The sequence below is a fragment of the Thalassoglobus sp. genome, assembly GCF_048270125.1.
Taxonomy (GTDB): domain Bacteria; phylum Planctomycetota; class Planctomycetia; order Planctomycetales; family Planctomycetaceae; genus Thalassoglobus.
Map to the genome: position 1 here is coordinate 375,332 of NZ_JBLWTN010000003.1, position 25,519 is coordinate 400,850.

At 50.4% G+C, this 25,519-nt stretch carries 24 protein-coding genes; 8 read left to right on the forward strand and 16 right to left on the reverse strand.

The genetic code is table 11. The features are described 5' to 3' along the window. Positions 1-257 precede the first annotated feature (257 nt). Positions 258-716 (reverse strand): hypothetical protein, encoded by a 459-nt coding sequence (locus ACN0YR_RS05865; protein WP_417848255.1) that lies wholly within the window; start codon positions 714-716, stop codon positions 258-260. Positions 717-1,269: 553 nt separating this feature from the next. On the opposite strand from ACN0YR_RS05865, the gene ACN0YR_RS05870 reads away from it, so the two are divergent. The 3 genes from ACN0YR_RS05870 (at position 1,270) to rsmD (ending at position 3,134) form a co-directional block, all read left to right on the forward strand. Beyond that, positions 1,270-1,815 carry a response regulator transcription factor gene (locus ACN0YR_RS05870; RefSeq protein WP_417848256.1) on the forward strand — a complete coding sequence of 182 codons (546 nt, stop codon included), beginning with the start codon at positions 1,270-1,272 and terminating at the stop codon, positions 1,813-1,815. Between the two features lie 47 nt (positions 1,816-1,862). After that, positions 1,863-2,447 carry an FHA domain-containing protein gene (locus ACN0YR_RS05875; RefSeq protein ID WP_417848257.1) on the forward strand — a complete coding sequence of 195 codons (585 nt, stop codon included), beginning with the start codon at positions 1,863-1,865 and terminating at the stop codon, positions 2,445-2,447. A 63-nt stretch (positions 2,448-2,510) separates the two neighbouring features. Continuing rightward, the gene (gene rsmD, locus ACN0YR_RS05880) at positions 2,511-3,134 is read left to right on the forward strand and encodes a 16S rRNA (guanine(966)-N(2))-methyltransferase RsmD (protein ID WP_417848258.1); all 624 of its coding nucleotides are present in this window, start codon (positions 2,511-2,513) and stop codon (positions 3,132-3,134) included. Between the two features lie 322 nt (positions 3,135-3,456). Here the strand turns inward: rsmD and ACN0YR_RS05885 are convergent, their stop codons facing one another. The 4 genes from ACN0YR_RS05885 to map form a co-directional block, all read right to left on the reverse strand. After that, complete coding sequence (locus ACN0YR_RS05885; RefSeq protein ID WP_417848259.1) at positions 3,457-4,365, reverse strand: DUF1559 domain-containing protein; 909 nt, start codon at positions 4,363-4,365, stop codon at positions 3,457-3,459. A gap of 384 nt (positions 4,366-4,749) precedes the next feature. Further along, positions 4,750-5,214 (reverse strand): hypothetical protein, encoded by a 465-nt coding sequence (locus ACN0YR_RS05890; protein WP_417848260.1) that lies wholly within the window; start codon positions 5,212-5,214, stop codon positions 4,750-4,752. Between the two features lie 151 nt (positions 5,215-5,365). Continuing rightward, entirely contained in the window at positions 5,366-6,088 is a 723-nt protein-coding gene (locus tag ACN0YR_RS05895; protein ID WP_417848331.1) for a glycosyltransferase family 2 protein, read from the reverse strand. 151 nt (positions 6,089-6,239) lie between these two features. Continuing rightward, a complete protein-coding gene (map, locus tag ACN0YR_RS05900) occupies positions 6,240-7,058 on the reverse strand; it encodes a type I methionyl aminopeptidase (RefSeq protein WP_417848261.1) in 819 nt (272 codons plus the stop codon). A gap of 109 nt (positions 7,059-7,167) precedes the next feature. On the opposite strand from map, the gene rlmB reads away from it, so the two are divergent. Beyond that, on the forward strand, positions 7,168-7,956 hold the full coding sequence (gene rlmB / locus ACN0YR_RS05905) for a 23S rRNA (guanosine(2251)-2'-O)-methyltransferase RlmB (protein ID WP_417848262.1): 789 nt from the start codon (positions 7,168-7,170) through the stop codon (positions 7,954-7,956). Between the two features lie 246 nt (positions 7,957-8,202). Further along, on the forward strand, positions 8,203-8,652 hold the full coding sequence (gene dtd, locus ACN0YR_RS05910) for a D-aminoacyl-tRNA deacylase (protein ID WP_417848263.1): 450 nt from the start codon (positions 8,203-8,205) through the stop codon (positions 8,650-8,652). Positions 8,653-8,762: 110 nt separating this feature from the next. On the opposite strand, the gene ACN0YR_RS05915 is transcribed toward dtd, so the two are convergent. From ACN0YR_RS05915 to ACN0YR_RS05955, 9 genes are all read right to left on the reverse strand, one after another. Then, positions 8,763-9,962: an aminotransferase class V-fold PLP-dependent enzyme gene (locus ACN0YR_RS05915; RefSeq protein ID WP_417848264.1), complete on the reverse strand. Its 1,200-nt coding sequence runs from the start codon at positions 9,960-9,962 to the stop codon at positions 8,763-8,765. Positions 9,963-10,090: 128 nt separating this feature from the next. Beyond that, a protein-coding gene (gene prfB / locus ACN0YR_RS05920) for a peptide chain release factor 2 (protein WP_417848265.1) occupies positions 10,091-11,201 on the reverse strand; the annotation gives its coding sequence in 2 pieces (ribosomal slippage) (positions 10,091-11,131 and positions 11,133-11,201; 1,110 coding nt in all). Positions 11,202-11,844: 643 nt separating this feature from the next. Then, entirely contained in the window at positions 11,845-12,915 is a 1,071-nt protein-coding gene (gene lpxK / locus ACN0YR_RS05925) for a tetraacyldisaccharide 4'-kinase (protein ID WP_417848266.1), read from the reverse strand. Then, entirely contained in the window at positions 12,912-13,352 is a 441-nt protein-coding gene (locus tag ACN0YR_RS05930; protein WP_417848267.1) for a universal stress protein, read from the reverse strand. Before ACN0YR_RS05930 ends, lpxK begins: the two co-directional genes overlap by 4 nt. Before the next feature lie 300 nt (positions 13,353-13,652). Continuing rightward, a complete protein-coding gene (locus ACN0YR_RS05935; RefSeq protein ID WP_417848268.1) occupies positions 13,653-15,491 on the reverse strand; it encodes a glycerophosphodiester phosphodiesterase family protein in 1,839 nt (612 codons plus the stop codon). A gap of 286 nt (positions 15,492-15,777) precedes the next feature. Next, positions 15,778-16,278 (reverse strand): hypothetical protein, encoded by a 501-nt coding sequence (locus ACN0YR_RS05940; protein ID WP_417848269.1) that lies wholly within the window; start codon positions 16,276-16,278, stop codon positions 15,778-15,780. Between the two features lie 525 nt (positions 16,279-16,803). Further along, positions 16,804-18,153 carry a hypothetical protein gene (locus ACN0YR_RS05945; protein WP_417848270.1) on the reverse strand — a complete coding sequence of 450 codons (1,350 nt, stop codon included), beginning with the start codon at positions 18,151-18,153 and terminating at the stop codon, positions 16,804-16,806. Positions 18,154-18,478: 325 nt separating this feature from the next. Further along, positions 18,479-18,877: a hypothetical protein gene (locus tag ACN0YR_RS05950; protein WP_417848271.1), complete on the reverse strand. Its 399-nt coding sequence runs from the start codon at positions 18,875-18,877 to the stop codon at positions 18,479-18,481. A gap of 394 nt (positions 18,878-19,271) precedes the next feature. Next, complete coding sequence (locus ACN0YR_RS05955; protein ID WP_417848272.1) at positions 19,272-20,519, reverse strand: hypothetical protein; 1,248 nt, start codon at positions 20,517-20,519, stop codon at positions 19,272-19,274. Positions 20,520-20,840: 321 nt separating this feature from the next. Between ACN0YR_RS05955 and ACN0YR_RS05960 the strand changes: the two genes are divergently transcribed. Together ACN0YR_RS05960 and ACN0YR_RS05965 are read left to right on the forward strand one after the other, a co-directional pair. After that, positions 20,841-21,764, forward strand: coding sequence for a triphosphoribosyl-dephospho-CoA synthase (locus tag ACN0YR_RS05960; protein WP_417848273.1), 924 nt, complete (start codon positions 20,841-20,843; stop codon positions 21,762-21,764). Positions 21,765-21,772: 8 nt separating this feature from the next. Further along, entirely contained in the window at positions 21,773-22,267 is a 495-nt protein-coding gene (locus tag ACN0YR_RS05965; protein ID WP_417848274.1) for a 6-pyruvoyl trahydropterin synthase family protein, read from the forward strand. 43 nt (positions 22,268-22,310) lie between these two features. On the opposite strand, the gene ACN0YR_RS05970 is transcribed toward ACN0YR_RS05965, so the two are convergent. Beyond that, complete coding sequence (locus tag ACN0YR_RS05970; protein ID WP_417848275.1) at positions 22,311-22,967, reverse strand: hypothetical protein; 657 nt, start codon at positions 22,965-22,967, stop codon at positions 22,311-22,313. A gap of 19 nt (positions 22,968-22,986) precedes the next feature. After that, positions 22,987-23,844 carry a CPBP family intramembrane glutamic endopeptidase gene (locus tag ACN0YR_RS05975; RefSeq protein ID WP_417848276.1) on the reverse strand — a complete coding sequence of 286 codons (858 nt, stop codon included), beginning with the start codon at positions 23,842-23,844 and terminating at the stop codon, positions 22,987-22,989. A 319-nt stretch (positions 23,845-24,163) separates the two neighbouring features. Here ACN0YR_RS05975 and ACN0YR_RS05980 point away from each other — a divergent pair, with 319 nt between their 5' ends. Continuing rightward, complete coding sequence (locus ACN0YR_RS05980) at positions 24,164-24,946, forward strand: class I SAM-dependent DNA methyltransferase (protein ID WP_417848277.1); 783 nt, start codon at positions 24,164-24,166, stop codon at positions 24,944-24,946. Positions 24,947-25,519 lie beyond the last annotated feature (573 nt).

The window sequence follows — 25,519 nt, forward strand, 5'->3', positions numbered from 1 at the left end:
CGTGTTGTTTTATTGGAAAGTTTGGCCCGCTAACGATCCAATATCGGTAGCGTCTGATGTATAACGCTAGCTTGCCGTGCAAGGGGGAGCAATAGACAACGGTGCAAAAAATTAGAAAAAAGGAAATTTCACGCCTTGCCCAAGCGCTCAAATTGGATCATAAAGTGTAAGGTCTCGATGTTTGCGGTAGAAAGCGGTGATGCGTTTGTGTTTTCGACTTTGTTACGCTTAGTCTGGCCAGAGGCGTCATTGTAAAACTAGGCTACGGGATAGAGTTGCAGTAGCAACTCTTTTTCAGATGGATCGTTGATTTCTTCCAGTTGCTGTTTGAACTCGTTTCTCGCTTGGGCTGCTTGCTGCTCTTGCCCGGCAAGCTGATGTGCAAGGGCACTCGCACCTGCGAGGCAGGCGTGGTCGAAAGGGTTTGCGTCCTTAATGGTTTTCAAATGCGCTCTCGCGTGTGAAGCGTAGACGAGTCCATTTTCTGGACGTTTAGCGATGCAATACGCTGTCGCCAGCAACAGGTCTGCTTTCAAAAGATTCAGCTCTGTACCAGCATGCTGCCAGTGAAATCTTGCGGCATGGGCCAAATGCAACATTTCCTCGGTTTGTGTCTCGGTCCGTGTCTCCGCCTCAACAAGATCCCAACTTCCGTTGTTACATTCAATTGCAAACCAGCGATGAGCAGCTTCGACGTCAATCTGGGGAGTTGTCATGTTTCTCTCTCAATAAGCTTTGAACTGGAGCATTTTTCGAATAGGTGGACAGGTTCAGCCTCGTGGCGAGTCGTCTATGAATTCATGTAAGTGACTTTCACGGGCAAAGTAAGTATTAAAGATGCCCTGAGTTATGAAATTCTTTTATTACTTTTTGCAGGCTTTCTCCAGGTTTTTTAGTCGACAAGTGGGAGCTGGCTGTTCAAGCTTGTGTCTGCGACGCCAGGAAAATTCTGACTTGTCACATTAGAGCAGTTTGCTCTACCGTTTGCCCGTGAAGAACGCATTTCTCTAGTGAAAATGCTGTTCGCCACGAGGCAGAACCTGCAAACCAATTCGAAAGATGCTCTAGAAGTCGCAAGGACATCGAGAGCAGCACTCCTGAGGTTTGAGTCGTTTTGAATCCAGATGTAAGTTGTGTTTGCATGTCCTCGCAAGATACCATATCAGTTGAATTGACAATGCTCATGAACACTGTGTTTGAGGAACCTGCTGTGCTCTTAGGTGATATTCACTTGACTAAGGTCGAGGTGGAATCCAGATGAGTAGTGGAATGACCCCCGTCGAAGAGATGGTCCACCGCATTCTTGTTGTCGAAGATAACAAGGACGAGGCGGAGTTTCTGAAGACATTTCTCAACGAAAATAAGTATACAGTCGAAATCGCAAAAGACTCGGGGCAAGCACATGTCGCCTTCTCGATGCACCTGCCGGATTTCGTGATTCTTGATGTCATTCTGCCGAATGAGGTCTCCGGTTTTGAAGTTTGTGAACGGATGAAGAAAGAGAATCCGTTTATTCCCGTCATGATGCTGACCGCCATCGATATGGATGACGCCCGCTTACTCGCTTCACGCGTTGGAGCGGATGGATATATGACGAAGCCGTACGATCCGGAAGAACTCCTTTCTCAGATTCATGTCATCGCAGAGGATGTCTGGAAGCAGCGACATTTAGGAACTCGTCCTGACACGGGTGAGAAAGTCCGCTTTAATTGTGGAGAGTGCGGGAAACGTTTGAAGGTGAAGGCGTCGCACCGAGGTCGCACCTTGAATTGTCCTCGCTGTGGCCAGCCGGCAGTTGTTCCGCTTCACGATTAATCACGAAACACATTCTTGATGTTGCTCAAGCCAAGTTGAATTCACTGATGGATAAATTACCTCTCCTCGAAATTCAGACCGGACGTCACAAAGGTCGAAAGATTCGGTTGACGGATTCGGAGACGATCATTGGTCGTTCCGAGGACGCCAAAATTCGCATCAGTTCGGAAGACGTCAGCCGCCATCACTGTTTGCTGGTCGTTCGCGACGATACAGTTCTCGTCAAAGATCTTGAAAGTCGTAACGGAACATTTGTTAACGGACGACCGATCGATGGGGAAGTGGTGCTTCAGCCCGGCGGAACGCTGGCAGTCGGTCCGATGGTGCTTCGCTTGCGAGGTGGTTCAGAAGATTCAAGCAGCGTCGAAGTCAAAATTACTGTGAAGTCTCCGTTACAAATCGCAGAGCCACTTTCGGATGATGACATCGCATCTTGGCTGTCAGATAGTGAATTAGAGAATCGCATTGAGTCGGACACTGCGACTTATGATACCCCGTCCGTACCTCCTCCACGCGAAGCCCCAAGCGTTGAAGATACGGCTCCGAAAATACGACGCCGGGCTTTTGCATCGGTCGCAGAGGAAGCCAAAGACATTATCAGGCGGCACTTCGAAGGGCTTGAACAGGATTGATTCATCCGTTCGAAGATGTCCACGACGAACTCCTCTGTTGAATATGCTGAGCATGGAAACCTAATGCGAATTATTGCTGGGAAATATCGAAGACGAAAACTGCAAACGAACCCGGGGTTGACCACCAGGCCGATCACGGATCGGGTGAAGGAGGCTCTGTTCGAGAACATTCATCAACGTGTCGAAGGAAAACGGGTTGTCGATATCTTCGCAGGGACCGGGACGATTGGGCTCGAGGCTCTTTCGCGAGGAGCGACGAGCGTGACCTTCATCGAGAAGGATCGCAAAGCCCTTCAGTTTCTCAAAGAAAACGTTGCCACACTGGATTGCAAAGAGGACGTTCTCGTCTGGCCAGCGGATGTGCTTCGCTGTTCCTACCGTCCCAAGGGTGATCGCATTGCGGACTTCGTACCCTGGGAAGTGGTCTTCTTCGATCCGCCATATCAAATGGTCCGAGACATTATCCCCGAGAAGCCATTATGGACCTCTTTGAAGCGGCTCGCCAAAGAGGAATCAACAGCTGAAAACGCCACGCTGGTCTTACGGGTCCCCAAACGTGCAGAATTCGAACTTCCCGAAGAGTGGGCGGTCAATTGGTCAATGACAATGTCCGGCATGACAATCCACATCTGCGAAAAGACGTCCGGCACAGCGGCTGAAACAGATCCGCCATCGGAGACGCCGTAACGCTTCGTAACACGTACTCTTCTTGAAGCATCTTTTGAATTGGTCTTCAGTATCGATATCGCCCCCGGTGAGTCACTACCGGGGGAGGTCATCGACCACTCAAAATGCAGTAATATTACTGCGGACAAATCGTTAATTGACTTTAGAGCATCTTTCGAATTGGTTTGCAGGATCAGCCTCGTGGCGAACAGCATTTATCTAGAGGTGGTCCTGAAGCTTGAAATTGCTCTCTCAAACGTTGAGGAACGCGACGATTCCAGAGGTTTTCGAACTGGTTCTAGAGAAATGCGTTCTTCACGGGCACACGGTAGAGCAAACTGCTCTAGAAGTCGCTGATGATTTCTCCGCCGCTGCGAGTTGCCAGCGATTGAAAAACGCCTTCGTCAATGTTCTCGCTGATGAAAGCAACATGACCATCACCCAGGACGAACTGAGCTCCTCCGGTGTGGGAGCTACCGAAGTCTTCAGGGTGGTGATTAAAGTTCGGGGGATGTTCCGCGTGACCAACTATGCGAGCTGCTTCTTCGTCAACTTCAGGGAGAGCTCCTGACCAGGTGCCGTAGAACTTTTCGCCAGTCGTGGTGTCTGTGAAGGTTGTTCTCTCACCAACAATGATTGTTGAACTCGATCCATCAGTAAAATCACGAAACCTGATTTTGCTGTTGTGAAAAAAAGCACCGTCGCTGATGCATTGTCCAGACGAAGTGACCGGTGCGGTCCCCGGAGCATTTTCGCAACCATGGAGTTCAACTGTTCCGAAAACAGCTGGGTAGTTGAAGGTCGCTAATTCAATGTCGGCTCCATTCCTGTCCTGAATTGTAAAGACTTCCGGCTTTGGATCGCTCGGACATTGATAAGTCGATAGGGAGCTGTTGAGGAACTGGCGATTTGGTGCAGCGTCCATCGGGAAAGAGAAATCAAGTTGATTGTAAAGAGGAGACTGGTCCAGGAACGGCAGCAACATCGTTCCCCAACCGAAACCACTTTCGCCCGCTGGGTTGGCCATTCTGTTTTGAACACCGATCCACCCGGACGGGAAGCATCCGTGGACATCGTGGTAGTTATGCAGGGCGAGGCCAATTTGCTTCATGTTATTCTTGCAGCTGGATCGGCGAGCCGCTTCACGGGCTTGCTGGACAGCAGGCAACAGCAACGCCACTAAGATCGCGATGATTGCAATCACCACGAGTAGTTCGATGAGCGTAAAACCCTTTTTGAGTCGGGCAGGCATAAGAAACTCCAAAGTCAATTTATGAAAGATAAGTACGAATATGAAGAAGTCGCTGATGGCAGAAATCCTGCCATTAGAAAAAATATGATGATTCGATACATGCACAGCCACGCGCCCGGTCAGGCAACTGGCTCGGACAAATTCGGACTGTGGGCTTTATCCCGCGCGGAAGAGACGTTCGAGAGTTGAGACGGTTTCAGGAAAGAGAATCGATCGCAGATGGATCTTGATTCACTTGTTGCTGGAAACCTTCCAGGGGCTCTTTCATATTCAACATGCGCACGAATACGGCTTTAAGACCATGGCGTGATGTTGAATCGCACTTCTTGTCATCGCCAATCAATTTGCGCATGCAAACAGAGAACAGCGAGAGCGGCAACGGGACTACGAGAGAGCAGGTGGTCCGCGAACGAATGCTCGGTATTGAGATGGAGCAGAGAGAAAGATCGCGACAGCATCAATCGCAAATTCGACTGATTCGACGCCAGAGATTTCTATGTCGCACGAAAGCGTGCTGGCACGTTCCGTGAGAAAACTACAAATGTGGCAATCTTCAGCCGGGTGCGGATGAGGATGTGGACAGGCGGGTTTCCCGTCAGCGGCAGCGGGATGAGCGTGCCCGTGTGAATGGCAGCACTTACGTGAGTGGGCTTGCTGATGTACTTGTGTCTCAGAATGGTGGTGGGAGTGTCCATGCTTTTGATGAGCTTCAGCATGCTCTGACTGAGCCTGCGACTCAAGAGATTCAACAACATGGTGCAGAGGCGAGTGCAACCATTGGGTCGCTAACAGCATTGCGAATGACGCAATGGCTAGCACTTTTCCCAATTGTGTGTGGAATCGCCGCATGGTGCTTGATTCGTTCTCACATGATCTGAATGTGTGGTCGTCAGCAGAGAAGACGTATCCTGATTATTCAGTGCACGGCCACTATCTTAGTATTCGTCATTACGACAATGAAGAATAGGGGGAGATTGTGAATTATGCGTTAAGTTCAACATCAGTTGGAAGTTTTTTCAAAAATTCGAAACCGAGCCAACTTTAATTTTTGCAACCAGAATTGTAACAAAACCCAAAGTGTGGTGCATCCGTACTTGACGCATCGCCGGAAGTTGATGCTTGACGCTTCGTCGAAATAACGGACTGGGACAGGAATATCTCCCAGCTTGAAGCCGAAGTGGACAGCCTGTGCCAGAAACTGGCTGTCAAAGGCAAAATCGTTCGTGTTGTTCCTCCACGGAATCGTTTCCAGAACTTCTCGACGATACGCCCGGAAGCCGCTGTGAAAGTCTCCCAGATTCTGTCCCAAGGCGATATTTTCGGTGAGCGTTAAACAGCGGTTGGCGACATATTTCCACGCTGGCATTCCTCCGTCGATCGCTTCGCGTCGGGTTCGAATTCTCGATCCCAGAACGACATCACAGATCTCCAGCTTCATCACCTCGACTGCAGCTCCAATCATTCGCGCATCGTATTGATAATCGGGATGGATCATCACGATATAATCCGCGCCATTCTCCAAAGCTCGAGTGTAGCAGGACTTCTGATTCCCGCCGTATCCTAGATTGTGTTCGTGAGCAATGACCGTCAGCCCCAAGCTCTTCGCAAGTTCGACTGTGTTGTCGCTGCTGCAATCGTCGACGAGGATAATTTCGTCAACGAGACTTTTGGAGATGTCAGCGACTGTCCGTTCCAGTGTCGCTTCAGCATTATAAGCTGGCATGACAGCGATCACGCGATGCGAACTGGTATCCCGGAGATTCACAGCTTCAGATTCTGTACTCGCCTCGCTCACAGTTTTCCCCGAGAATGCATTGGCTGCTCTGGCTTAAAACAAGATTCATGGTGAACATACGAGTCGTATGCTCGCCAGCTTAGAATTTGTGCCCTTCTCGCGGGCCGTTTTTCGTGGTTGTCAGAACTTCTGGTCCCTCTTCTGTCATCAGGATGTGATGTTCAAATTGTGCGGAGAGTGAGCCATCTTCGGTGAGGACGGTCCAACCATCATCGAGCGGAGGTTGTGTGGCAGCGACGCCCAGATTTAACATCGGTTCAATTGTGAATGATGTTCCGGGAACCAGAATTTCACTTCGACTTCTACGAAATGGAACATGCGGGATGCCCGGCTCTTGGTGAAATTTTCGACCGATTCCATGCCCCTGATAATTCTCGACGACGCCAAAACCTTGCTCTCTCGCGAATTTCGTGATGGCTGCCCCAATTTCGATGACCGAGCAAAATGGATGCGTTGCATGAATTCCGATCCAGAGTGCGTCGAACGCCCCTTGAACGAGACGCCGTGCTTCATCAGACACTTCGCCAATCAGGAATGTTTCTGACTGGTCGCCGAACCAGCCATCAACAATCGTTGTGCAATCAACGTTGACGATGTCGCCATCTTGCAGCTCAATGTCATTCGGAATTCCGTGACAGACAACATCATTCAAGCTGGTGCAAATTGTCTTGGGATATCCGCTGTAGCCCAGGCAAGCGGGGATGTGGCCGTGATCGCGAGTATATTGCTCAGCGAGTGCATCCAGATGATTCGTGCTGACGCCAGCTTTGACGTGCGGTCTCAAAAAATCGAGCAATTCCGCATTGAATCTTCCGGCTGCGCGCAGCCCTTCACGTTCCTCATCAGTATTGTATTGAGGAAATCTGGGTCGTTTTCGTAATGGTAACATTCGTTTCATGGGCTCTCTTTCAGGAAGACTCCATTGTGGTGGGCGTTCCATCATCCTTCAAGCCAGTCTAGTCAGGTCTTCGAATCTGTCTCAATCAGGAATCAAAGCCACTTCTGAAATGGTCGGAAAAAAACGAAAAAAACGACGTTCAAAATCAACGCTCGGCAACCATCAGCGAGGTTGGCTTTGGGGAAGGCACGCCGTATTGGAAACGTTACGCGCTGGACGCTGGCGACCTTACGAATTATTGATCTGCGATGAACTCCTCGAAGCTGCGTTGTTGAAGGAAATTTTGCAACGCTGTGACGATGATCAAATCCCATTGGGTTTCACAGATGCGAACGGTTTGGAGGATCTGGTTCGTGCGCGAGATCATCAAGGGGTCGCTGCCCGGATGCCCGAATTTCCTCTCAAAGATTTTGAAGAACTCGTGAGTGAACTCCCCGAGAGACCATTCCTCCTGATTCTCGACCGGATTCAAGATCCGTACAACTTCGGTTCAATCCTGCGCTCAGCTGACCTGTTCGGAGTGGACGGGATCATCATCGGAGATCGTGAACAGGCTGGAATCTCTTCACATGTCGCACGCAGTTCCTCCGGAGCGGTCAATTATCTGAACATTACGCAGGTCGAATCTCTCCCCGCAGCCGCGCAGCAACTACAAAGTGCGGGCATTGAACTTATCTCTGCTTCGGAGAAAGCCGAGACGTCTCCCGCTGAACTCGACCTGACACAAGGGGCAGCGATCATCATTGGTAACGAAGGAGCAGGGGTTGCATCGGAATTGATGGAACAGTGCACCACTCTCTGTGCCATCCCCCAGACCGGCCACGTCGATTCCCTCAACGCCGCCGTCGCAGCGGGGATCTTGTGTTATGAAGTGCAACGACAACGCCGCAGTTCATGAGCATGGCTTCGAAGGCGACAGCAAGACACTTTCAAAGTGAGTGATATGTCGTTTTCTCACAGACCAGCGAGGCAGCGGGAACCTTTGTCGCAAGTTTCAATTCTCCGGGAGAATTCAGGGACTTTGTTGCTTAGCGAGCATCGATTAAACTGATGTGGCAAAGTCTGGAACGGACGACAAAGCTTGTCGATCCTGCTTGGCGGGCTGATTCACAACAACTCTTCCTCTGATTTGAATTATTGACCTATGCGTGCTGTCGTACAACGTGTTTCTTCTGCGAGTGTCACTGTCGACAATGAAATTGTCGGGAAGATTGACCGGGGATATCTTGTTTTGCTGGGGATCACTGCGGACGATACTCATGACGATGTCAATTACCTCGCCAATAAAATTATTGGCCTGCGAGTCTTCGAAGATGCCGAGGGCAAAATGAATCTCGCTCTCGGAGATGTCGACGGAAGCGTTCTCGCAGTGAGTCAGTTCACCCTTTATGGTGATTGCCGAAAAGGTCGCCGCCCCAGTTTCGTCGAGGCGGCCCGACCCGAGCAGGCACGACCATTGTATGAAAGCTTCGTCGCTGAGTTACGAGCACAAGGGATCAAGACAGAAACCGGCAAGTTTCAGGAACACATGGATGTTGCATTGGTCAACGACGGACCGGTGACATTGTTGCTGGAGAGCCCGAAGCGGTCCTAAGCAAGTTTCATTCAGATTTTCTGTAACCCATTTAGCCTTTGGATAGTCACTGGAGGAGAAAAACTCCCAAAGATGCAGCGAGTTCACTGCAAACCAACCGTGAATTTGCTCTATCCAGTTTGGCTTTTCCATTCCTGAAGCAGTTTAACCAGCAGATCGATCTGTTCAGGCGTATTATACAACTGACACGAAACTCTCACGTGCCACTGCTGATGCCATTCGAAAACTGGAACTTCTAATTGATGCTCCGTTGCCAGCCATCTCTGTAATGGGTGCGGCTCACCCGGTTTCAGGTTCGTAGTTTCACCCGCATCAAATGGGACGGTCACCATCGAACCGTACCACTCTTCAGAGTCCTCGGAGAGTGGGGCGTGGTCGGTCAGTTCCAACAATCGCTCTCTCACATACTTGGCCAAGGCGTGCGTTTGCTCTCGAAATCGTTTGAGGCCAATCTCTTTGAAAAATTGAATCGCGGTCGGGATGCTCAGATATCCGGTTGGGTCGAATGTCCCAGGCCAGTGGAATTCATCCGTCCAGTGTGCATCGTCTCCCTGCAAACTTCGGCCCCAGCTAATGGTGTTCGGAACCAGACCCTGCTTGTACTTCGACTTCACGTAAAGGAATCCGGTTCCAAACGGAGCGCATAACCATTTGTGAGTACTGGCGCAATAAAAATCACAACCCATCGAGCGGAGGTCGACATCGACCATGACAGGAGCATGCGGACCATCGATCACGACCATGAGTCCGGACTGTTTGGCTCGCTGGCAAATTTCTTGCACAGGAAGAATCACGGCTGTCGGTGAAGTGACATGGCTGACGACAAGAATTCGCGTCTTTTCAGTCACCGCTGCGAAGATCGCCTCGACGACTTCATCTTTCGATTGCAGCGGTTGCGGCAATCGGACGAGCACCGTCTTCGCACCCACCTGTTTACAGGCATTCCCCCAAATCCGAACGACAGCACCGTACTCATGGTCTGTCAGCAGGACTTCATCCCCAGCTGCCAGCGGAACGTTTTTGGCAACGACGTTCATGCCTTCGGTCGCATTTGGCACGAAGGCCAGATTCCCTTGTTCGCAGTTCAAAAACGCAGCCAGCGATTGAGTTGCCTCTTTCAACAACCGAGGAGTTGTACGAATCAAAAACTCCATCGGCTGCGATTCGAGCTCGGCGAGAAGTTCCATTCGCTTCTCTTGAACCGGCAAAGGCGACGGTCCAAACGATCCATGATTCAGATACGTGCACCCCTCAGCGATTCGCCAATGATGAACAAATTCGGTCCAGTTGAATGTTTTAGTGGGCGGCATTTTGAAAGGTTCTCTTTGTGGAGCACAGCCAAAATTGGCCATTACGTTCTACCTCGTGGCGAAATAGAACCTGAACACCAATTCGAACGATGCGACAAGGTTCGAAGTGGTTCAAAAGTTCATAGCGATTACTTCGCAATGCTCCATCGCAAGTAGGCTTCGATCAGTTCGTCCAGGTCGCCATCGAGGGTCTCAAACGGATTGTTCAGCTTGAGCTCCATGCGGTCGTCTTTGACGTACTGCTGTGGCTGCAGTACGTAGTGACGGATGGTTTGACCTCCAAAACCGATTTTGGATTTCTCACCTCTTCGAGCTGCCGTTGCGGCACTCTGTTTTTCCTGCTCGATCTGAAACAACTTTGCCTGCAACATTTTTCGAGCTGAAGCCCGGTTTTTATGTTGGCTGCGCTCGTTCTGACATTGCGACACCACGCCGGTTTCCAGGTGCGTTAAGCGGACGGCAGAGTCTGTTTTGTTGACATGCTGACCACCTGCGCCCCCTGCGCGGTAAGTATCTTCGCGGACATCTTTTTCCCAGTTGATCTCGATCACTTCGACATCACCAAGATCGGGGATGACATCGACTGCGCAGAAAGAAGTGTGCCGACGGCCTGCCGAATCGAATGGGCTGATGCGCACTAGGCGATGGTTGCCGGTCTCTCCTTTGAGGTAGCCAAAAGCATACGCCCCTTTGACATGCAGGGTCACATTTCGTAAGCCTGCTTCTTCCCCTTCGGATTGGTCGATCACTTCCGCTTTAAATTTGTTGTTTTCAAACCAGCGCAGGTACATCCGCATCAGCATTTCGCAGAAGTCTGCAGAGTCTGTTCCTCCTTCGCCCGCCTGGATCGTCAGGTAAGCGTTCCCGGAGTCTTCCGGGTTTTTCATGCTGGACTGAAGTTCAATCGCTTCCAGTTGCTTTTGGAGTGCCTCAACTGTCGTGCGCAGTTCCTCTTCAGAAGAGCTCTCGTCATCTTCCATTTCTGCAAATTCGATCAACACTTCCATGTCGCCAGCACCGGTGGAAAGTTCCCCGACGGGCTTGATCACAGCGTTGAGCCGTTGCATTTCGCTAATTAATTCTTGAGCCTTCTCCTGTTCATCCCAGAAGTTCGGCGCAGCCATTAATGTGTCGATCTCGGCAACACGTTCTACTTTGATGTCGTAGTCAAAGAGAGTCCTTTAGCTGAACAATGCGCTCCATCAACATCGTTGCAGTTTCTCGTAATTCACTATCCATCACTCAATCACTTTCTTTTTATGGTTCTTTAAAAATTTTCGCGGCTATAAATCGTTCGCAGTAGAATTTCACCGCAGAGACACCGGGAAGGAAAACAAAAGCTGCTTTTATTAATTCAATGCTTCACGTGGCTTCAAACTCTGTGGTGCTGATCGCAAGTCTCATTCTTGGAATATCCGGGAATGAAAGTCGATTTGTGTCAGGTCAACAGGCTTTCTGGCTAAAGGCGAGTTGATACTTTCAGACCTCTACTGCAAACAATTCATTTTCATCACATGAAAACGATCGGGCTCGGCGATCAATGTTTTCTTTGATGAACTTTTTGGTTTCTGATTTTCTGCGAGGAAACCAATCTTAGAGATTTCAGCGATGGCAAGCCAGCAATCTAAACTCGAATGCACAGACAAAGCGTACAACGGATGCAAAGGGCACGGATGCAACGGATCAAACAGATTGAATCGGAGCAACTTTAACGAAGGCGAAACGGTTCCTCCCAAAATTTTCTTGCGACATCGCTCCGTAGTGCGAAAGTTTCTGATCACATTTTCGAATTGATGTTCGCATTCTGGTTCTTGGCGAACACAAGTTTGCTGATGAAAGGCGTTCTACAAGAATAGACGGTAGAGCAAACGGCTCTACTGAATCAGGTTCGTTCGACATTGAGGAAGCTGAGTTTATCAGCGAGCGTTCGCTGTAAGAGTGGTTCGGCTTCCAGGAATTCCAATTCGATATCGACCGCCCAGAGCGGAATTTGTCCGATCTGATCCGAGCGAATTTTGACGAGATCTTTTCGAGTGACAATGAGAGATTCTGCGTACTGAGTCGTCGCCCAGGCGGCGACATTGTTGAGGTCACTTTGAGTGTAGTGGTGGTGATCCGGGAAAGCTCGAAAGCGGTTGTCAGAGACAGCTAGCCCGACTCCGGAAAGAGTCCGTCGAAAACCTCCCGGATTCCCGATCCCTGCAAATGAGCAGGTTCGTTTTCCATTCAAATCTGCGAACGGAAGTTTTACTCCACTTGAATTCACAAGTCCGGTCGCTGTGAATGCGCTGGCGATGACAGGCGTCTCGACCATCTTCGAAAGCTGAGCTTTGAGTTCATTGAGTCGCGTCGCTGTCACGAGGTCGCAGCGGGTCAGTAAGATCGCATCTGCACGGCGAAGGCTCCGCAATGGCTCTCGCAACAGGCCACGCGGCAGCAAGTGACCATATCCCCAAGGGGTGAGTGCATCGATTAAAACAAGATCGAAGTCACGGTGTAAGCGTCGATGTTGAAACCCATCATCCAGAACAATGACGGAGCAGTCCGAATCTTGAATAAGGCGAGCTGCGCCCGTGACACGATCCCGGTTTTGCAGGTGTGACACTCCCGGGCAAAGTTGATCGAGCAGTAGCTTTTCGTCGTTCGCTTCTCCGTCGAGGCTCTGGTATCCCCGGCTTAAGATCGCTGGCATCTCGTGTTGCTGTTGCAGCCAGTTGACAAGCCAGGCAACTGTTGGAGTCTTCCCGGTTCCACCTGTGGTGACATTTCCAATGGAAATGACCGGTCTCTCTGCTTGGTGAATTCGCTTGAGACCGGCGTCGAATAATGCATTACGTAGACCCACCGCGCAGCCGTAGAACGGTTCTGCAACGCAAAGTCCTGCACGCAGGGAAGAAGGGAGGATTCCTCGGCTTTGACCTGAAACGAGATCAATGAAAAACGACTCGGTCACTCGGCGTCCTGTCTTCGCAGGACCAAAACCGCACAGTGAGCGTGTCGGATGACCGACTCTGCAACGGACCCCAGCAGCATACGTTTGATGCCATGGTATCCGTGAGAGGAAATGACGATCAGGTCAGCTTCGATTTCATTTGCGTAGGTAGTGATCTCATGCCCCGGGCTTCCAACTCGAACTTCTAAAGTCGCTCCGCTGGCACCATGGTCGAGTAAAAACTGCGTTGCATAATCCTTCACAGACGCTTTGCGAGTATCGTCGGAGAGTTCTCCCCAGACAACCGCTGGTGAGATCGCTTCCAGCGGAGGCAAAACATGAACCACATGCACCTTTGTGGCGTCTCCTGCCATTTCTACAGCAACGCTCAATGCATTTTGAGACTCTTCAGAGAAATCAACAGGGACAACTACTCTATCGCGTTTCAAATTTGACATCCGAAAACCTGCTGGAAAAATGGACGACGAAGAACTTTTTCAAAAACTCGTGCTGTGAATGAGGTATCACTCTGAGTGAAAAGATTCACGAAATTCGCGTTTTCGAATCTGTCCTGAAAAATAATGATAAACTCCGTGTAAAAACGGTCGCCCTGTTCTATCCGCTCGCTCGGCAACCCTCAAGCCTGATTCGCTTTAAGAGAATACCCTTGGCAAAAAACAGAGTCGGTTCACGGTTTGTCATTCCGTCAATCTCACTGAGTTCGTTGATTTGCCTGGAGGAAAATTTCAGAAGCCAGGTTACTGTTCCGCTGATTTCTTCGGCTCAATCCCGAACAGGAATGAATATTCAAGAAGGATTCGTTCCAACGGCGAGAGTGAAGCACGCTCGGCCAGAACCTGACGAGCGAGGTCGGGGCGATCGGTGATGATGTTGTTGACTCCGCGTCCAATCATCGTGGACATGGTCGTTGCATCGTTCACCGTCCAGACAAAGACCTCTTTGTTCTTTTGATGGGCAGAGGAGATAAACGACCGGGTCGCCAGCTCGGTGTTGACTGCAAGGAAATCAACTTTTGCTCGTGTTAAGTCGCTCGCGGTGACAGCTGTCAACAGGCCGACGGTCCAGTCCGGGCGAAGCTGTTTCACTTTCTGAACGCCAGCTAACTTCAGCGACATGATCACCACGTCGGACTCCATCTGGTGCTCTTCAACAAGCTGAATCACTTTGTTGACCAGATCCTGATCGTGTCCATAATATTTGAGTTCAATGTTTGCTCGAACCTTCCCTTTGCAAAGCTGAAGAACTTCTGCCAGAGTCGGCACACGTTCGCTTGAAAATTTCGAGTCAAAGAAGCTGCCGATATCGATGGCCTGCAACTCTTCGGCTGTCGAGTCCCAGATTTTTTTGGAGACCCCGGAGACTTTCATCAGATCGCTATCGTGAGCAACGATCACAACTCCGTCTTTCGATTCTTGAACATCAAATTCCACCCAGTCGGCACCGTCGTCGATCGCCTGCTGGAATGATGCCAGCGTGTTCTCCGGAGCCTTTGCAGAGGCTCCGCGATGTGCGGTGATCTCGACAGCGTCATCGAAGTTGACAGATTGAATCGCCAATATCCCCACGCCTGCAGATGCCAAAGTCCCGACAGCAATAACAGCTGTGAGTCGTCCGCGAGTCCATGTGAGTGACCAGGCTGGGCCTTGTGATGTACGATTCGTCGGCAGGAGACAAGCGTCGCTTTTCCCAATGAATTCATAAAGGGAAGTGAAGACCACTGCGAGTGATATCGCACCGAAGAGGTTTACTAACAGGTTCACGAAGCTCCAGATCGACAAGACCGTTCCCAGTATAAACGCCAGCCAGACAATGGAAGTTGTGGAACGAGGAACCAGCCACTGCCCGAAAGTGAAAACGCAGGCGGAGGCAACCATCGCGAGAAGAGAGTTGACGAGTAGCCAGAAGAAAAGCCATTTCGCGATTTCTTTTCGCTTCCCCAAAACTCGTTTGTGACTCTCCTCCAAGCACTCTTTCGGTGAGACGTTTTCGAAGAGGTTAATCTGCAAGGCCAGCGACCAGTTGATCCCACAGCGAATCAAAAGAACGGTCATCGCCAGGAGGATGAGTCCGATCAGGCCGGAGACAATCATGAACTTTGGAGGTTGGTCGGTCAGGTAAAAGTTGATGTCGTGGTCAGTCAGGAAGAAGAGAAACAGCCCTCCTGCCACAACGAGAAACGGGGCTGCGATCAGTAACATCCATGTCGTCGCTAAAGCGTTGAGTCGAAAAATTCCAGGAGCCTTTCCGGCAATGAATCGCAAAGCTTCCAGTAGTCCCAAGGTGTGACCAGCACGTTGCGACATGCTCACGGTGATCAGTGTCGCTTGTTCCATCGCAAACATTCCGAACAGTGTCGTCCCCACGAGAATCAGCCAGACTATTCCCAGTGGATGCAGGAAGAAGAAGGCGATGTCGGTGTCGGTGAGAATCTCGTGGCCAGAATAGGAGAGGAATAACTGAAACAGCAGGCTCGATAGCGGAGTCAAAACGATGAATGCGATCAGTTTGAAAAGCAGGTCTGCAAGAACCAATGACCTCCAACTGGTTTTGAAGAGTCCGGTCATTGTTTGAAGCATCAGTTTGCTTTCTGTCTTGAAACAGCACCGACTCTTCGAGGCGGGGCGAGTTTCATTGGTGTGTGTTGCTTTGTGATGGGGCGTTTATGGTTATGTATCGAAGAGTGATCTTCACGCATTCGACAGCATCGAGAGTGCTTAAAGTACCAAGACCTGGCGCAGAAAAAGAGCCGCAATCTCCGGGAGACTGCGGCTCTTTTTGAATTGTCGTTCAATCGTGTCGCCTGCAGCACTTTCGTGCATTGAATTCTATGAAGCAGGTTGCGAGTACGATTTTCGAAATCGCTTAGCTATCGTAGTTGATCACGAGAGTTCCGCGACGATTTGTCACTTTCACACCGTATTTGCCGTAATCGAATTTCGTGCGACGACCATCTTTGCAGATGCTAACTTCTTCGCAGGCACATGGTGGAACGCAGATTTCCACGAATACACATTCTGGCTCTTTTCCACAAGGATTGCAGCGATCGTAGCAAGGGTTTGGAACCTGAACGATCTTCGGCACTGCACATGGGTGGATCTTGCGAGCCTGAATGACTTTCACATTTCGGTACAACTCGATTCCTTGAGCATCGCAGGAATCGCAAACAATTGTCCCAATCGGGCTTCCAGCTGGAACGGGTTGCAAACCATCATCGACGACAACGCCCTGTGCGGGAGTTGGTGAGTAGTCAGCCTGGTATGCGATTGCTGAATCCTGTGGCGCTGCTGGAACCATGATAGGCTCGCGAGCGTTGGTGATTGTGGTTGCTCCCAGCAACAGAGCCAATGCAACAAACTTCTTCATCTTATCATCCTCGTAAATCTGAATTGTATAAACAGACGTCGTTCATACACCAACCGTAGACTTGGCCGTCTTGGCTGTATACCGGGAACTCCATTTCTTCCGGTGAAAAGATCACTTTTCTTTCACGATAGGAATACTGCGCAAACATTGCGGGTGTCAACGGTCAGACTGCTATTACCAATCCTAAGAGCAACGAGTGTTGATTCGTTTCTGGTTGTATGAGGGGAGATTGATGTACCGTTTGTCAGTGGGCAACGGGTTACGTCAATTAAACGGCGTTTCCTATGAGAAGCCCCTCATCAGATTAAGAGTACTCTTCACGCAGGCAGGAAACACGAACGTCTTCTAGAGCAGTTTGCTCTACCGTGTGCCCGTGAAGAACGCATTTCTCTAGAGGTGGTCCTGAAACTTGAAATTGCTCTCTCAAACGTTGAGGAAAGCGACGATTCCAGAGGTTTTCGGACTGGTTCTAGTAAAATGCTGTTCGCCACGTGGCAGAACCTGCAAACCAATTCGAAAGATGCTCTAACGTTGTGGAGTTACGAATCGCAGGTTTTTGACGATCTCGCGATCGCGATCACCTAGCTGTTCGACAAGTGGGGATTCAACAGCGAAGACGAAGGAGAGTTGCTGGCCAGTTCGGTCGGCGACGATGTAATAGATCCATGTCATCGGGATGAGTGCCGAGCCTTTTTGTCCTTTGACTTCGTGCTCCCCTTCAACCGCCACTCGCAGAATCTGTTTTCCATTTTCGGTGGGTAATTGTTCGCTTTTGATGACAGACTTGAAGGCTTTGCCGAGTGACTTTTGAATATCGGCCTCGAATTGTTCTAGCGGGGTGATCTCTCCCGGCGCGGCTTTGAGCAATGGGGAAAAGTTGCATTGGCAAACGAGACTGCCATGTTCAACGAGTCGGAAAATCGCTACTTGATTGGCTCCCTCCATTACGGAGTTGAACAGATGCCAACCACGTCCATGCTCGATGGTCACTCCCCAGGGGGGAGCTTCAAATGTGAGTTGTTTCATGTTTTCGCTGGGGTCCAGCGGGACATCTTCGACAATGGCGTCAGTGAGCCGACCCTTCTCCTCGCTCACATTTCTGACGAGATTCGAGGTCACTTCGATATCAAGACCCGGGTAGACGGTCCCGATTCCGGCTGAAATTTTGTAGATCGCCTGAGTGCGCGCGACGTGCGATGTACGGAGGTCAAAAATCAAAGTGCCGCGAACTTCGACTTCAGTCGAAGCTCCAAACCTTTGCCCTTTGATCTTTCCGGAAAAGGTAATCTTTGCTGAGATGGAATTGCTGGCAGACAGTTGGCACTTCAACTCTGAAGTTTCAACCGCTTCGATTCCGGTGAGCATCTGCAAGACCCAGTCAGAAGGTTTCCATTCATCCTCCACCTCGACTGCATTCGGAGGAAGCAACGCCGCCAGAACCAGAGGATCGCCTGGGATCTCAAGGAGATCGAGAGAATCTCGGCTGAGTTTGACCAGGGGAGAGTAATGCCGGACCCCTTCACGGTAGCCGTCGGAAACGATGAAGGTCGCATTCTCAGGGAGCTTCACTTCTGTGCGATGCCCTCCCACTGTGGTGACCATCTGTGCTGACTGAAAGTCTCGGACCGATCGGAAAGCAAGTGAATCGCGACCAGCTGGCGGGAGGCGTCGTTCAAGAAAGCTGAACGATGCGTTTGCGGAGAGTTTCTCTCGCTGATCTTTTGTTTCCGAGTTGGTGAAAAAGACTTCACCTTGGGAGGAGACAGTTGCCTGGCAGTTGTACGTGGTATCACTGCTGTAGGACTCGATGAGTTCGATTTTGTCTGCAACTGCGTTCTGACACATCAGCAGACAAAACAGGCCAAGTGCACTCACGTGTCTCACCAGAATGGAGAGGTGCTTGAAATGGCCGTTCATCGTTCCGCTAAAACACTTCACGTGTTTAACAGGATTGCAAAGAACAGAGCGTCCTTCGAATTGAGTGAGTCGCGAAAACATCTTCCCTCCCTGGAATCGTTTCGATTCAATCGTCTGAGCTGGATGTGCTGAGAATCGTTCCCTCAATCCTCAAGTGTACCTCTATACTCAATGCAACCCAGCATTCAAGTGAATTCAATCTTGTGGATCGTTATTCAAATGTGATGCTGGGGCATGTCACGGCAATGGCACGTGGGAACAATTGTTCATTAAGTACGAACAATTACTCTTCTTCGCCACCTTCATCATCGTCTTCACTGTCATCATCTGGAGCACTGGCGAGGCTCTGGCCTCCATCTTCGTTCCAAATCATGAGTTTTGTTTCTTCGTCGAACTCCACCGAAACTCGATCTTCTTCACCTGGGGTAATTGTTGCACCCCATTCTTCGAGTTCTTCTGCATGTTCGCCAGCAAGGACGGTCCGGTCATCTCGAATGGCTCTCCACCATTGAAGATGCGGCCAGTCACGGCGGATTGTTTTCATGCAGGTGATCATTGCACGACCGTTTGCACCGGCGCTGAATCCAGCACGGGTGGCGATGTTACAATAGGTGGCCAATTTGTCGGCGCGCTTGAGTTCCCACAGAACTTCTGCGACTGCTGGAGCGCGTGTGGAGGCCATAGGTTCTTCCTTCTTAAATGCTGCTTGGGTGTTGAGCACGCATCCGCTCTGATGGAGGGATGTGATTGACGTGAAGTGCCGACCCCGTTCGGGGCCGCATGAACGTGCTCTCGATCAAAATTGGCAATTTCACGTTTAAGAAATACCAACAATACTTCTGGAATCGCTGTCATTCACAGGAATGACAACTCCTTATTCCATATTTTTTAGACCTTGTAAAATACCGCAAAAACTTCGAAATCACAAGCTGAAAATGAAGTTCTCGCTCAATAGATCAACCTTCACCGATCTTGTTCGGGCAGAGATGGCTCGACCCGAGGGGGCAATACAGGCTGCATTCGGCCCTGATCGACGCGGAATCAGCCTGGTTGTAGCCTCTGTCCCGGTCCGCCAGCTATGGGATCAGGAATACAAGTCCGGTCGTCGCAGCACCTTGTACGACAATCGCCTTCCAGCTGAATGGGGGACGTTCGCAAACGTAGCAAGCATGGTTCCCCGGACGTGACTCGCCGAGAGTGTATTGCGTCTCTTGCGGCGGTTCGGCTGTCATCAGGAAAGGGAGTGCAGGAATTCGGCTAAAGAATTTTGCACCCGAGACAAATGGCTGCCAGCAACCATGAGAGAATCCATGTCGCTCTAGATTCACGTCTTCAAAGTACAACGGCTGGTGATTCAATAAGGATGCGTCCCAGTAAAACGATGTTCCATTCCAAAGACGATGCGTTCCCGGGATGTGAGCCTGGGCAGTCAACTTTTTAAATCTTTCAGCAGCACGATCTGGTGGAAGCTTGCCAGGTGGAGGAGTGATGTTGATGGAGATTTGTTGCAGGGTCTTGACGTTCTTCCCCTCGGTCTCCTGTGCATCAGCGAATGATCCACCTGGGTCAGCTGGTCCGTTCGAAGCGAGTGGTGACCCATGAAACTCGGCGTGGCTGACCGTTTCGATGAAGTGCGAAAGTGAATATCCCTCGGGCATGCAGCCTTCCAGGTACATGCTCGAAAGACGCCAGTTCACCATACGTTCTTGCAATGAGCAGCAAATTGGTCCCGGCTCAGAGGTTTGGCATTCATCTTTCCAAAAGATCCAGCGACGGCTGGCTGGTGTCTCAAATTGCTCCGATGGGCCTCGCATCTGGCAAAGGCTTTGATCGTCCAGTACGAGTGAGCTGTCCATGCCGCTTTCAGTGGAAGCAGTCAGGCAGCTGTTTTCCGGTGTGCAGCTTGAGTTGCATTGTTGCCCCAAACAGCCATTCTCGCTCTCGGTTTGAATCACTGGAAAGGGAGCGGGTGCAGGAATGTCGGTCGTTGTTAGTTCTTCAATTTCGCTCTCAGGAGGAGCAGGAGCGATCTCGTTTGCTTCGAAGTCGACTGTATCAACTGTGTTGACGATTTCTTGTTCAGCAGAGACCCATTGAAAAGCTTTGAATGAGGTCTCGACCGGTGTCGTTTCGATAGTAGTCGCATTTGCAGTCGCAGAATCTGTCGCGTTTTCGCTTGCGTCTGCAGTTGTCTCTGCCGTTGCAGTCATTGGGGCAGGGGGACTTGCTTCTTCGATTTCATCAACCGGTTTCTGGCGAACTTTGACCGGCACCCAGTTCGGGTCATACTGTCTCCAGACTTGAGCAAATCCGGATGAAACCATAAGACATGTCAGCAAACACGCGGCCAACGCACTCTTCTTCGTTGCATTGAAGTTGCAAAAAGACCAGAGTTCCATCATCGGAGAGTGAAGATCTGACATGATGTTTTTGAGCAATATGTTGAAGAAATGAAGAGGGGATTGACGCCCCTGCTCGCTCGTCGTCCTTTTGACTTTTGCTTGGTGAGAGAAGCTTCTGTTAGCTGCGCCCTCCGAATGCATCGACACCGGAATATCCGTGAATTCAGCTTGTCTCACAGGACCTATACAAGCCATCTGGATGACCTATTTTAACGCGGCCTTTTTAGCGGTCTTTACAATTCCATGACATCCAGAACGATTCCACTCAAGATTGACTCCCTTCAGGATCAAATCAGAACAGCTTCCCTTCTGGAAGTCGCCGCCCGGAAAGCGGGCAACGTTCATCCGGGAGCCTCGTTCGCGGATCTGCGTTTCGAGGATTTTGAAGTCGCAGCCGACGTCACAAGCAGATCGCTCTCGCGAGTTCAAGTAGATGGTGTGGGGCAGGCGATTCTCAACGCGATGACAGAAACGCAGCGTACGCTTCAGTCAAACGCAAACCTTGGAATTGCATTACTGCTGGCTCCCCTCGCAGCTGTTCCCGCAGAGTCGGATCTGGCATCAGAAATTGGATGGATCATCGATTCACTCAACATGGATGACACTTCCCGAATCTACGAAGCGATCCGTCTTTCAGAACCTGGTGGCTTGGGAGAAGTCTCGGAGCAGGATATTTCACAGCCTCCCGGTCAGCCGATTCAATATGCAATGACGTTGGCTGCCGAACGCGATGCCATTGCCCGGCAGTATTGCAACGAGTTCAGCGACGTTCTGATTTTCGGCCGGGAGCGATTTCTGGAATGGTTTGAACACCACAACGATTGGGAGATCGCCACGATCGGCACGCACTTGGAACTCATGGTCCAGCTGCCCGATTCTCTAATCGCCCGCAAATGCGGAGCGACGATTGCTAACGAGTCCGCACGGCGTGCACAGCAGGTTCTTAATCAGAAGTGGCCGAAGCAGCCGCAAGGAGCTGCAGCATTTCAGGAGTTTGACGACTGGCTTCGTGCGGATGGAAACCGAAGAAACCCCGGGACCACCGCCGACCTGATCGCTGCAGTTTTGTTTTCCCTGATCCGTGAGCAACAATGGGTTCCTCCAGAATCGATAACGATCGAGTTATCGCTTCCGCCCTCCAGCTCAACTCCTCCTTCTTCAAGTTAGAGATTCCGATGCCTGTCTCGCGCACGTTTTCAGTCGATGTCACCAAAGATCATTTGGTTTTCTCAGCTGCTCACTTCATCACAATCGGTGAAGATCTTTGTGAACGTTTGCATGGTCACAACTGGCGAGTCGCAGCACGTGTCGAGGGAACGCTCGATGAGAATCAATACGTCTTTGACTTCATCGCCCTGAGAGACACGCTGCAACATCTTGTCGATCAACTGGACCATCGAATGTTGCTGGCGACCGAGCATCCGAAAATTCGACTTCACGAGAGTGACCGGGAAGTTGAAGTGACGTACGTAGACCGGCGGTGGATTTTCCCGAAGGACGAATGCATCCTCTTACCGATTCAGCAGACAACCGCAGAACTTCTGGCCCAGTGGTTAGGAGAGCGACTTCTGGAAGGCCTTGTCACCGAGAACTTGACGAGCCTGACCATCAAGGTCGAAGAAAACTTCGGCCAATGGGCGGGTTGTACTTTTCACCTGAATGAAGAATAGAGCAGTTTGCTCTACCGTGTGCTCGTGCAGAGCGCGTCTCGATTTACTTTGAGACCAACTCCAGGCTGGCCCACAGTGTGGGATCGCTTTGGTATGGGAAGTCATCGCCAATTGTGAAATGCTGTTTCCCGAGTTCTTTGTCGTTCACGCAAATGTAAAAGCCCATCCGCGAATAGGCTTCAGGATCGAAACCGTTCAGAGCTGCGCAGGGAAACCAGGCAGAGACCGTGTAGCCAGTCTCATCAGCTTCGCTCTCGGTGAGAATGATGTCATCGTCAACTTCGGGAGCGTCATCACTCGCTCGTGGGACTGGGAGTTGCGTGATCACAGGAGTCATTCCGTCGGCGCCTTCTCCGATCGGAAGTAGACAAAAGTAATGGCAATATCGCGATGCGCGGTGAATGTTTTGTGTATCTCTTGTGTCGAACCAGATCTGGACACCGTCTGAGGATTGAGGGGAGTCGGGTGAACAGTCCGGCCAGTCAGTCTTCCCTGATACAGTTACAGAAACAGCGAGGCCGTTCTTGTTCCAGGCGAGCGAAAGTTTCGCAAACTCAGGTGATTCTTCCATCACAGCCGGGAAAACAACTTGTGCCTGCTTCGGGAGTTTTAATAAAGGAGCTTTCGAACGTGGAAGTGACTTCATCTCCACGACCGGGATGGAATATCGAAACAGAAACGGGGAAGGGAGCAAGCTCATTTCAAATGACTCGTCTGCATCAAGGGCTCAGAAGGTCCGGATTTTCAAGAACCTGCTCTGCTGATTTTTGCAGCATGACAAGTCCGACGTTGAAGCCATTAAACAAGGCGTGAATGATGACGACAGTGAGGTAGCTGCGACGCATGTGATACACAATCCCCAGAATCAGAGCCAAAGGCAACAGTCCCAGAGAATCGGGAATTCCATGAACGGCCGCAAAGAGGACCGCTGTGACGACAATTCCCCAGGTGACACCGATCTTTTTGACCAGCCAGGTTTGGAGGATGACGCGGAACATCAACTCTTCTTTTAATGGGGCCATAATCACAGCCGCATAAATGACAGTCAGAAGTGCACTCGTAGTTTCTCTGTCACTAAGAAAACGCAAAAAGGGATGTGTCTGCTCAAGCGAACGAAGAGGGAGCGTGATTAGAATTGCAATAAAAACAGGCAGAATGGCTGCCACAAAACCGAGAAAGCCATCCAGAATCTGTCCGGGGATGTGATCAAGCCGGAAGCCGAGTCGGTATAGCTCCGTCACGCGTTCAGCGCTGAGATAAATCGCCAGCCCCAGAATCGACGTTAGGATCACACCTTCGATGATCGAAGCGTGAAGCAAACGCTCAATTCGTTCCGGGTTATACTCCAGTTTTTCCCCTGGGTTCAACGTGCTGTAAAGCCCCATCAATAGATAGGCAGCCGTTAACAGCAGGGCGAAAAGCGACACATTCGCGTAAGGAGAGCGAAAGCGATCTTTGAGAAACGGTTCTCCCGATCTGTATCGAATAATTGCCCAAATCCAGAGCCCTCCACTCGCAACAACAAGCGAGGCGATGAGCAATCCGCACAGGGACAGAAGGGTAAGCTGCAAAGACATTGATGTAGAATTCGAGTTACGAAACCGAAGAGTGAAACTCAAAGTGTACTCCGAACGTCTTCGAAGTGGAATCAGTCGGCCTGGTCGCACATGTGGGTGCTGATGTGAAGGTGCCGTTTGACATTGTGGGTCAGGTTTACACAATGGGGTTCACTGCACATCACTCGACGAGTGTTGACTTTTCGTGAGTCCGGCGCGTTTTTACGCCGCTGTGAGCGCAAGGAATCTGACGAGTGGGCTACCGGCTTTCGGCTCGCGTTGTGTGAATGCAGTTTTCACGAATTTGACATTCCAAGGAGCTTAAACCCAAATCGACAACATGAACCAGCGCTACCGAATTCAGTTTCCACCAGAGGAATCACACCAACTTGGACAAGATGAAGTATACTTCTCTGTCGTTGAGGACGGTCAAAACAAACGCCTCAGATTTCACGACTACGATAAGATCTATTTGCGGCCGGGGCTGTACGAGCAGATCTTTTATGAGCGTCTCAAGTGTACCTCTCCCGAACGTGTGGGAACGATTCTGAAATCTGCGATGGATGAGTTCGGCGAAAATTTTTCAGAACTCCGCGTGCTGGATCTCGGAGCTGGAAACGGGATGATGGGGGAAGTTCTCAAGGAATACGGAGTTGCCAGGCTGATTGGTGCGGACATTATCCCCGAAGCAAAAACAGCTGCCTATCGCGACCGCCCCGATGTCTATGACGAATACTATGTCGCGGATTTTACAGATCTGAATGAAAACCAGAAAGCGGATCTGAATGACTGGTCGGTCAATTGCCTCTCTGCCGTCGCGGCACTTGGGTTCGGAGATATTCCTTGCTCTGCATTCATTCAGGCGTTGCAGTTTGTCCAAAATGATGGATGGGTGGCATTTAATATCAAAGATACGTTTCTGGATGAATCAGACACATCAGGGTTTTCTCGCTGTATTCGCCAACTCTTATGGTCCAAATATCTGGATCTGTTTCATCTCGAAAAATACCGACATCGACTTTCGATGGAAGGTGTGCCGTTGTATTACTTTGCGTTAGTCGCAAGGAAGACAGCAGAAATTCCGGACAACTTTTTGGAGATGCACGGCATCGAGAATGAGTAACATCTGGCGAGCAGGGGCAGCCTCCCAAATCAGTTTCCTGTTTTTTATGTCCGCGAGTGGTGCTTTCACTTTGTGGTGCATTCATTTTCGCGAACATGAGACAGAACAGGTGTCTCTTTCTGGAACTGCTTAAGCTGAAGGATGCCCCCCGCGAAGTGTGCGGGGCTGGGCACTTCTCAACGGTGCCTCTGAACAAGAGTTCCCCTGAAGTTTAACGCCGTAAATTTCGACGTTGAACGCTCGGGGGCTTCTTTGACAGGAACGTCACTTCCGCAGCTAGAGTCATATTGCCTGGAGCATCTTTCGAATTGGTTTGCAGGTTCTGCCTCGTGGCGAATAGTATTTTTACTGGAAAAATGCGTTCTTCACGGGCACACGGTAGAGCAAACTGCTCTAATGTGAAGAAAATCGAAATCTGGAATTTGAGAGATTTTCGCGTCAGTTCCGGATTGTTTGTTTGCTCACTGAGCCTCCTTCACTACTATTCACTTCCTGACAGAGCGTGCTGAATGTTGCACGTTTAAATTTGTGTGCATTTCAATGCATCTCTCGAACCTGTTCAGGAAATCCTCA

What these genes read in the sequence shown, in the direction of transcription:
- rlmB (WP_417848262.1), top strand. Translation starts at nt 7,168, where the DNA reads ATGGTCGGAAAAAAACGAAAAAAACGACGTTCAAAATCAACGCTCGGC.
- map (WP_417848261.1), bottom strand. Translation starts at nt 7,058, where the DNA reads ATGAAACGAATGTTACCATTACGAAAACGACCCAGATTTCCTCAATAC.
- ACN0YR_RS05965 (WP_417848274.1), top strand. Translation starts at nt 21,773, where the DNA reads ATGCCTGTCTCGCGCACGTTTTCAGTCGATGTCACCAAAGATCATTTG.
- ACN0YR_RS05950 (WP_417848271.1), bottom strand. Translation starts at nt 18,877, where the DNA reads ATGGCCTCCACACGCGCTCCAGCAGTCGCAGAAGTTCTGTGGGAACTC.
- rsmD (WP_417848258.1), top strand. Translation starts at nt 2,511, where the DNA reads ATGCGAATTATTGCTGGGAAATATCGAAGACGAAAACTGCAAACGAAC.
- ACN0YR_RS05955 (WP_417848272.1), bottom strand. Translation starts at nt 20,519, where the DNA reads ATGGTTTCATCCGGATTTGCTCAAGTCTGGAGACAGTATGACCCGAAC.
- ACN0YR_RS05870 (WP_417848256.1), top strand. Translation starts at nt 1,270, where the DNA reads ATGACCCCCGTCGAAGAGATGGTCCACCGCATTCTTGTTGTCGAAGAT.
- ACN0YR_RS05960 (WP_417848273.1), top strand. Translation starts at nt 20,841, where the DNA reads ATGACATCCAGAACGATTCCACTCAAGATTGACTCCCTTCAGGATCAA.
- ACN0YR_RS05865 (WP_417848255.1), bottom strand. Translation starts at nt 716, where the DNA reads ATGACAACTCCCCAGATTGACGTCGAAGCTGCTCATCGCTGGTTTGCA.
- ACN0YR_RS05890 (WP_417848260.1), bottom strand. Translation starts at nt 5,214, where the DNA reads ATGCGGCGATTCCACACACAATTGGGAAAAGTGCTAGCCATTGCGTCA.
- ACN0YR_RS05915 (WP_417848264.1), bottom strand. Translation starts at nt 9,962, where the DNA reads ATGCCGCCCACTAAAACATTCAACTGGACCGAATTTGTTCATCATTGG.
- ACN0YR_RS05885 (WP_417848259.1), bottom strand. Translation starts at nt 4,365, where the DNA reads ATGCCTGCCCGACTCAAAAAGGGTTTTACGCTCATCGAACTACTCGTG.
- ACN0YR_RS05935 (WP_417848268.1), bottom strand. Translation starts at nt 15,491, where the DNA reads ATGCTTCAAACAATGACCGGACTCTTCAAAACCAGTTGGAGGTCATTG.
- ACN0YR_RS05975 (WP_417848276.1), bottom strand. Translation starts at nt 23,844, where the DNA reads ATGTCTTTGCAGCTTACCCTTCTGTCCCTGTGCGGATTGCTCATCGCC.
- ACN0YR_RS05970 (WP_417848275.1), bottom strand. Translation starts at nt 22,967, where the DNA reads ATGAGCTTGCTCCCTTCCCCGTTTCTGTTTCGATATTCCATCCCGGTC.
- ACN0YR_RS05940 (WP_417848269.1), bottom strand. Translation starts at nt 16,278, where the DNA reads ATGAAGAAGTTTGTTGCATTGGCTCTGTTGCTGGGAGCAACCACAATC.
- ACN0YR_RS05930 (WP_417848267.1), bottom strand. Translation starts at nt 13,352, where the DNA reads ATGTCAAATTTGAAACGCGATAGAGTAGTTGTCCCTGTTGATTTCTCT.
- ACN0YR_RS05895 (WP_417848331.1), bottom strand. Translation starts at nt 6,088, where the DNA reads ATGCCAGCTTATAATGCTGAAGCGACACTGGAACGGACAGTCGCTGAC.
- dtd (WP_417848263.1), top strand. Translation starts at nt 8,203, where the DNA reads ATGCGTGCTGTCGTACAACGTGTTTCTTCTGCGAGTGTCACTGTCGAC.
- ACN0YR_RS05980 (WP_417848277.1), top strand. Translation starts at nt 24,164, where the DNA reads ATGAACCAGCGCTACCGAATTCAGTTTCCACCAGAGGAATCACACCAA.
- ACN0YR_RS05875 (WP_417848257.1), top strand. Translation starts at nt 1,863, where the DNA reads ATGGATAAATTACCTCTCCTCGAAATTCAGACCGGACGTCACAAAGGT.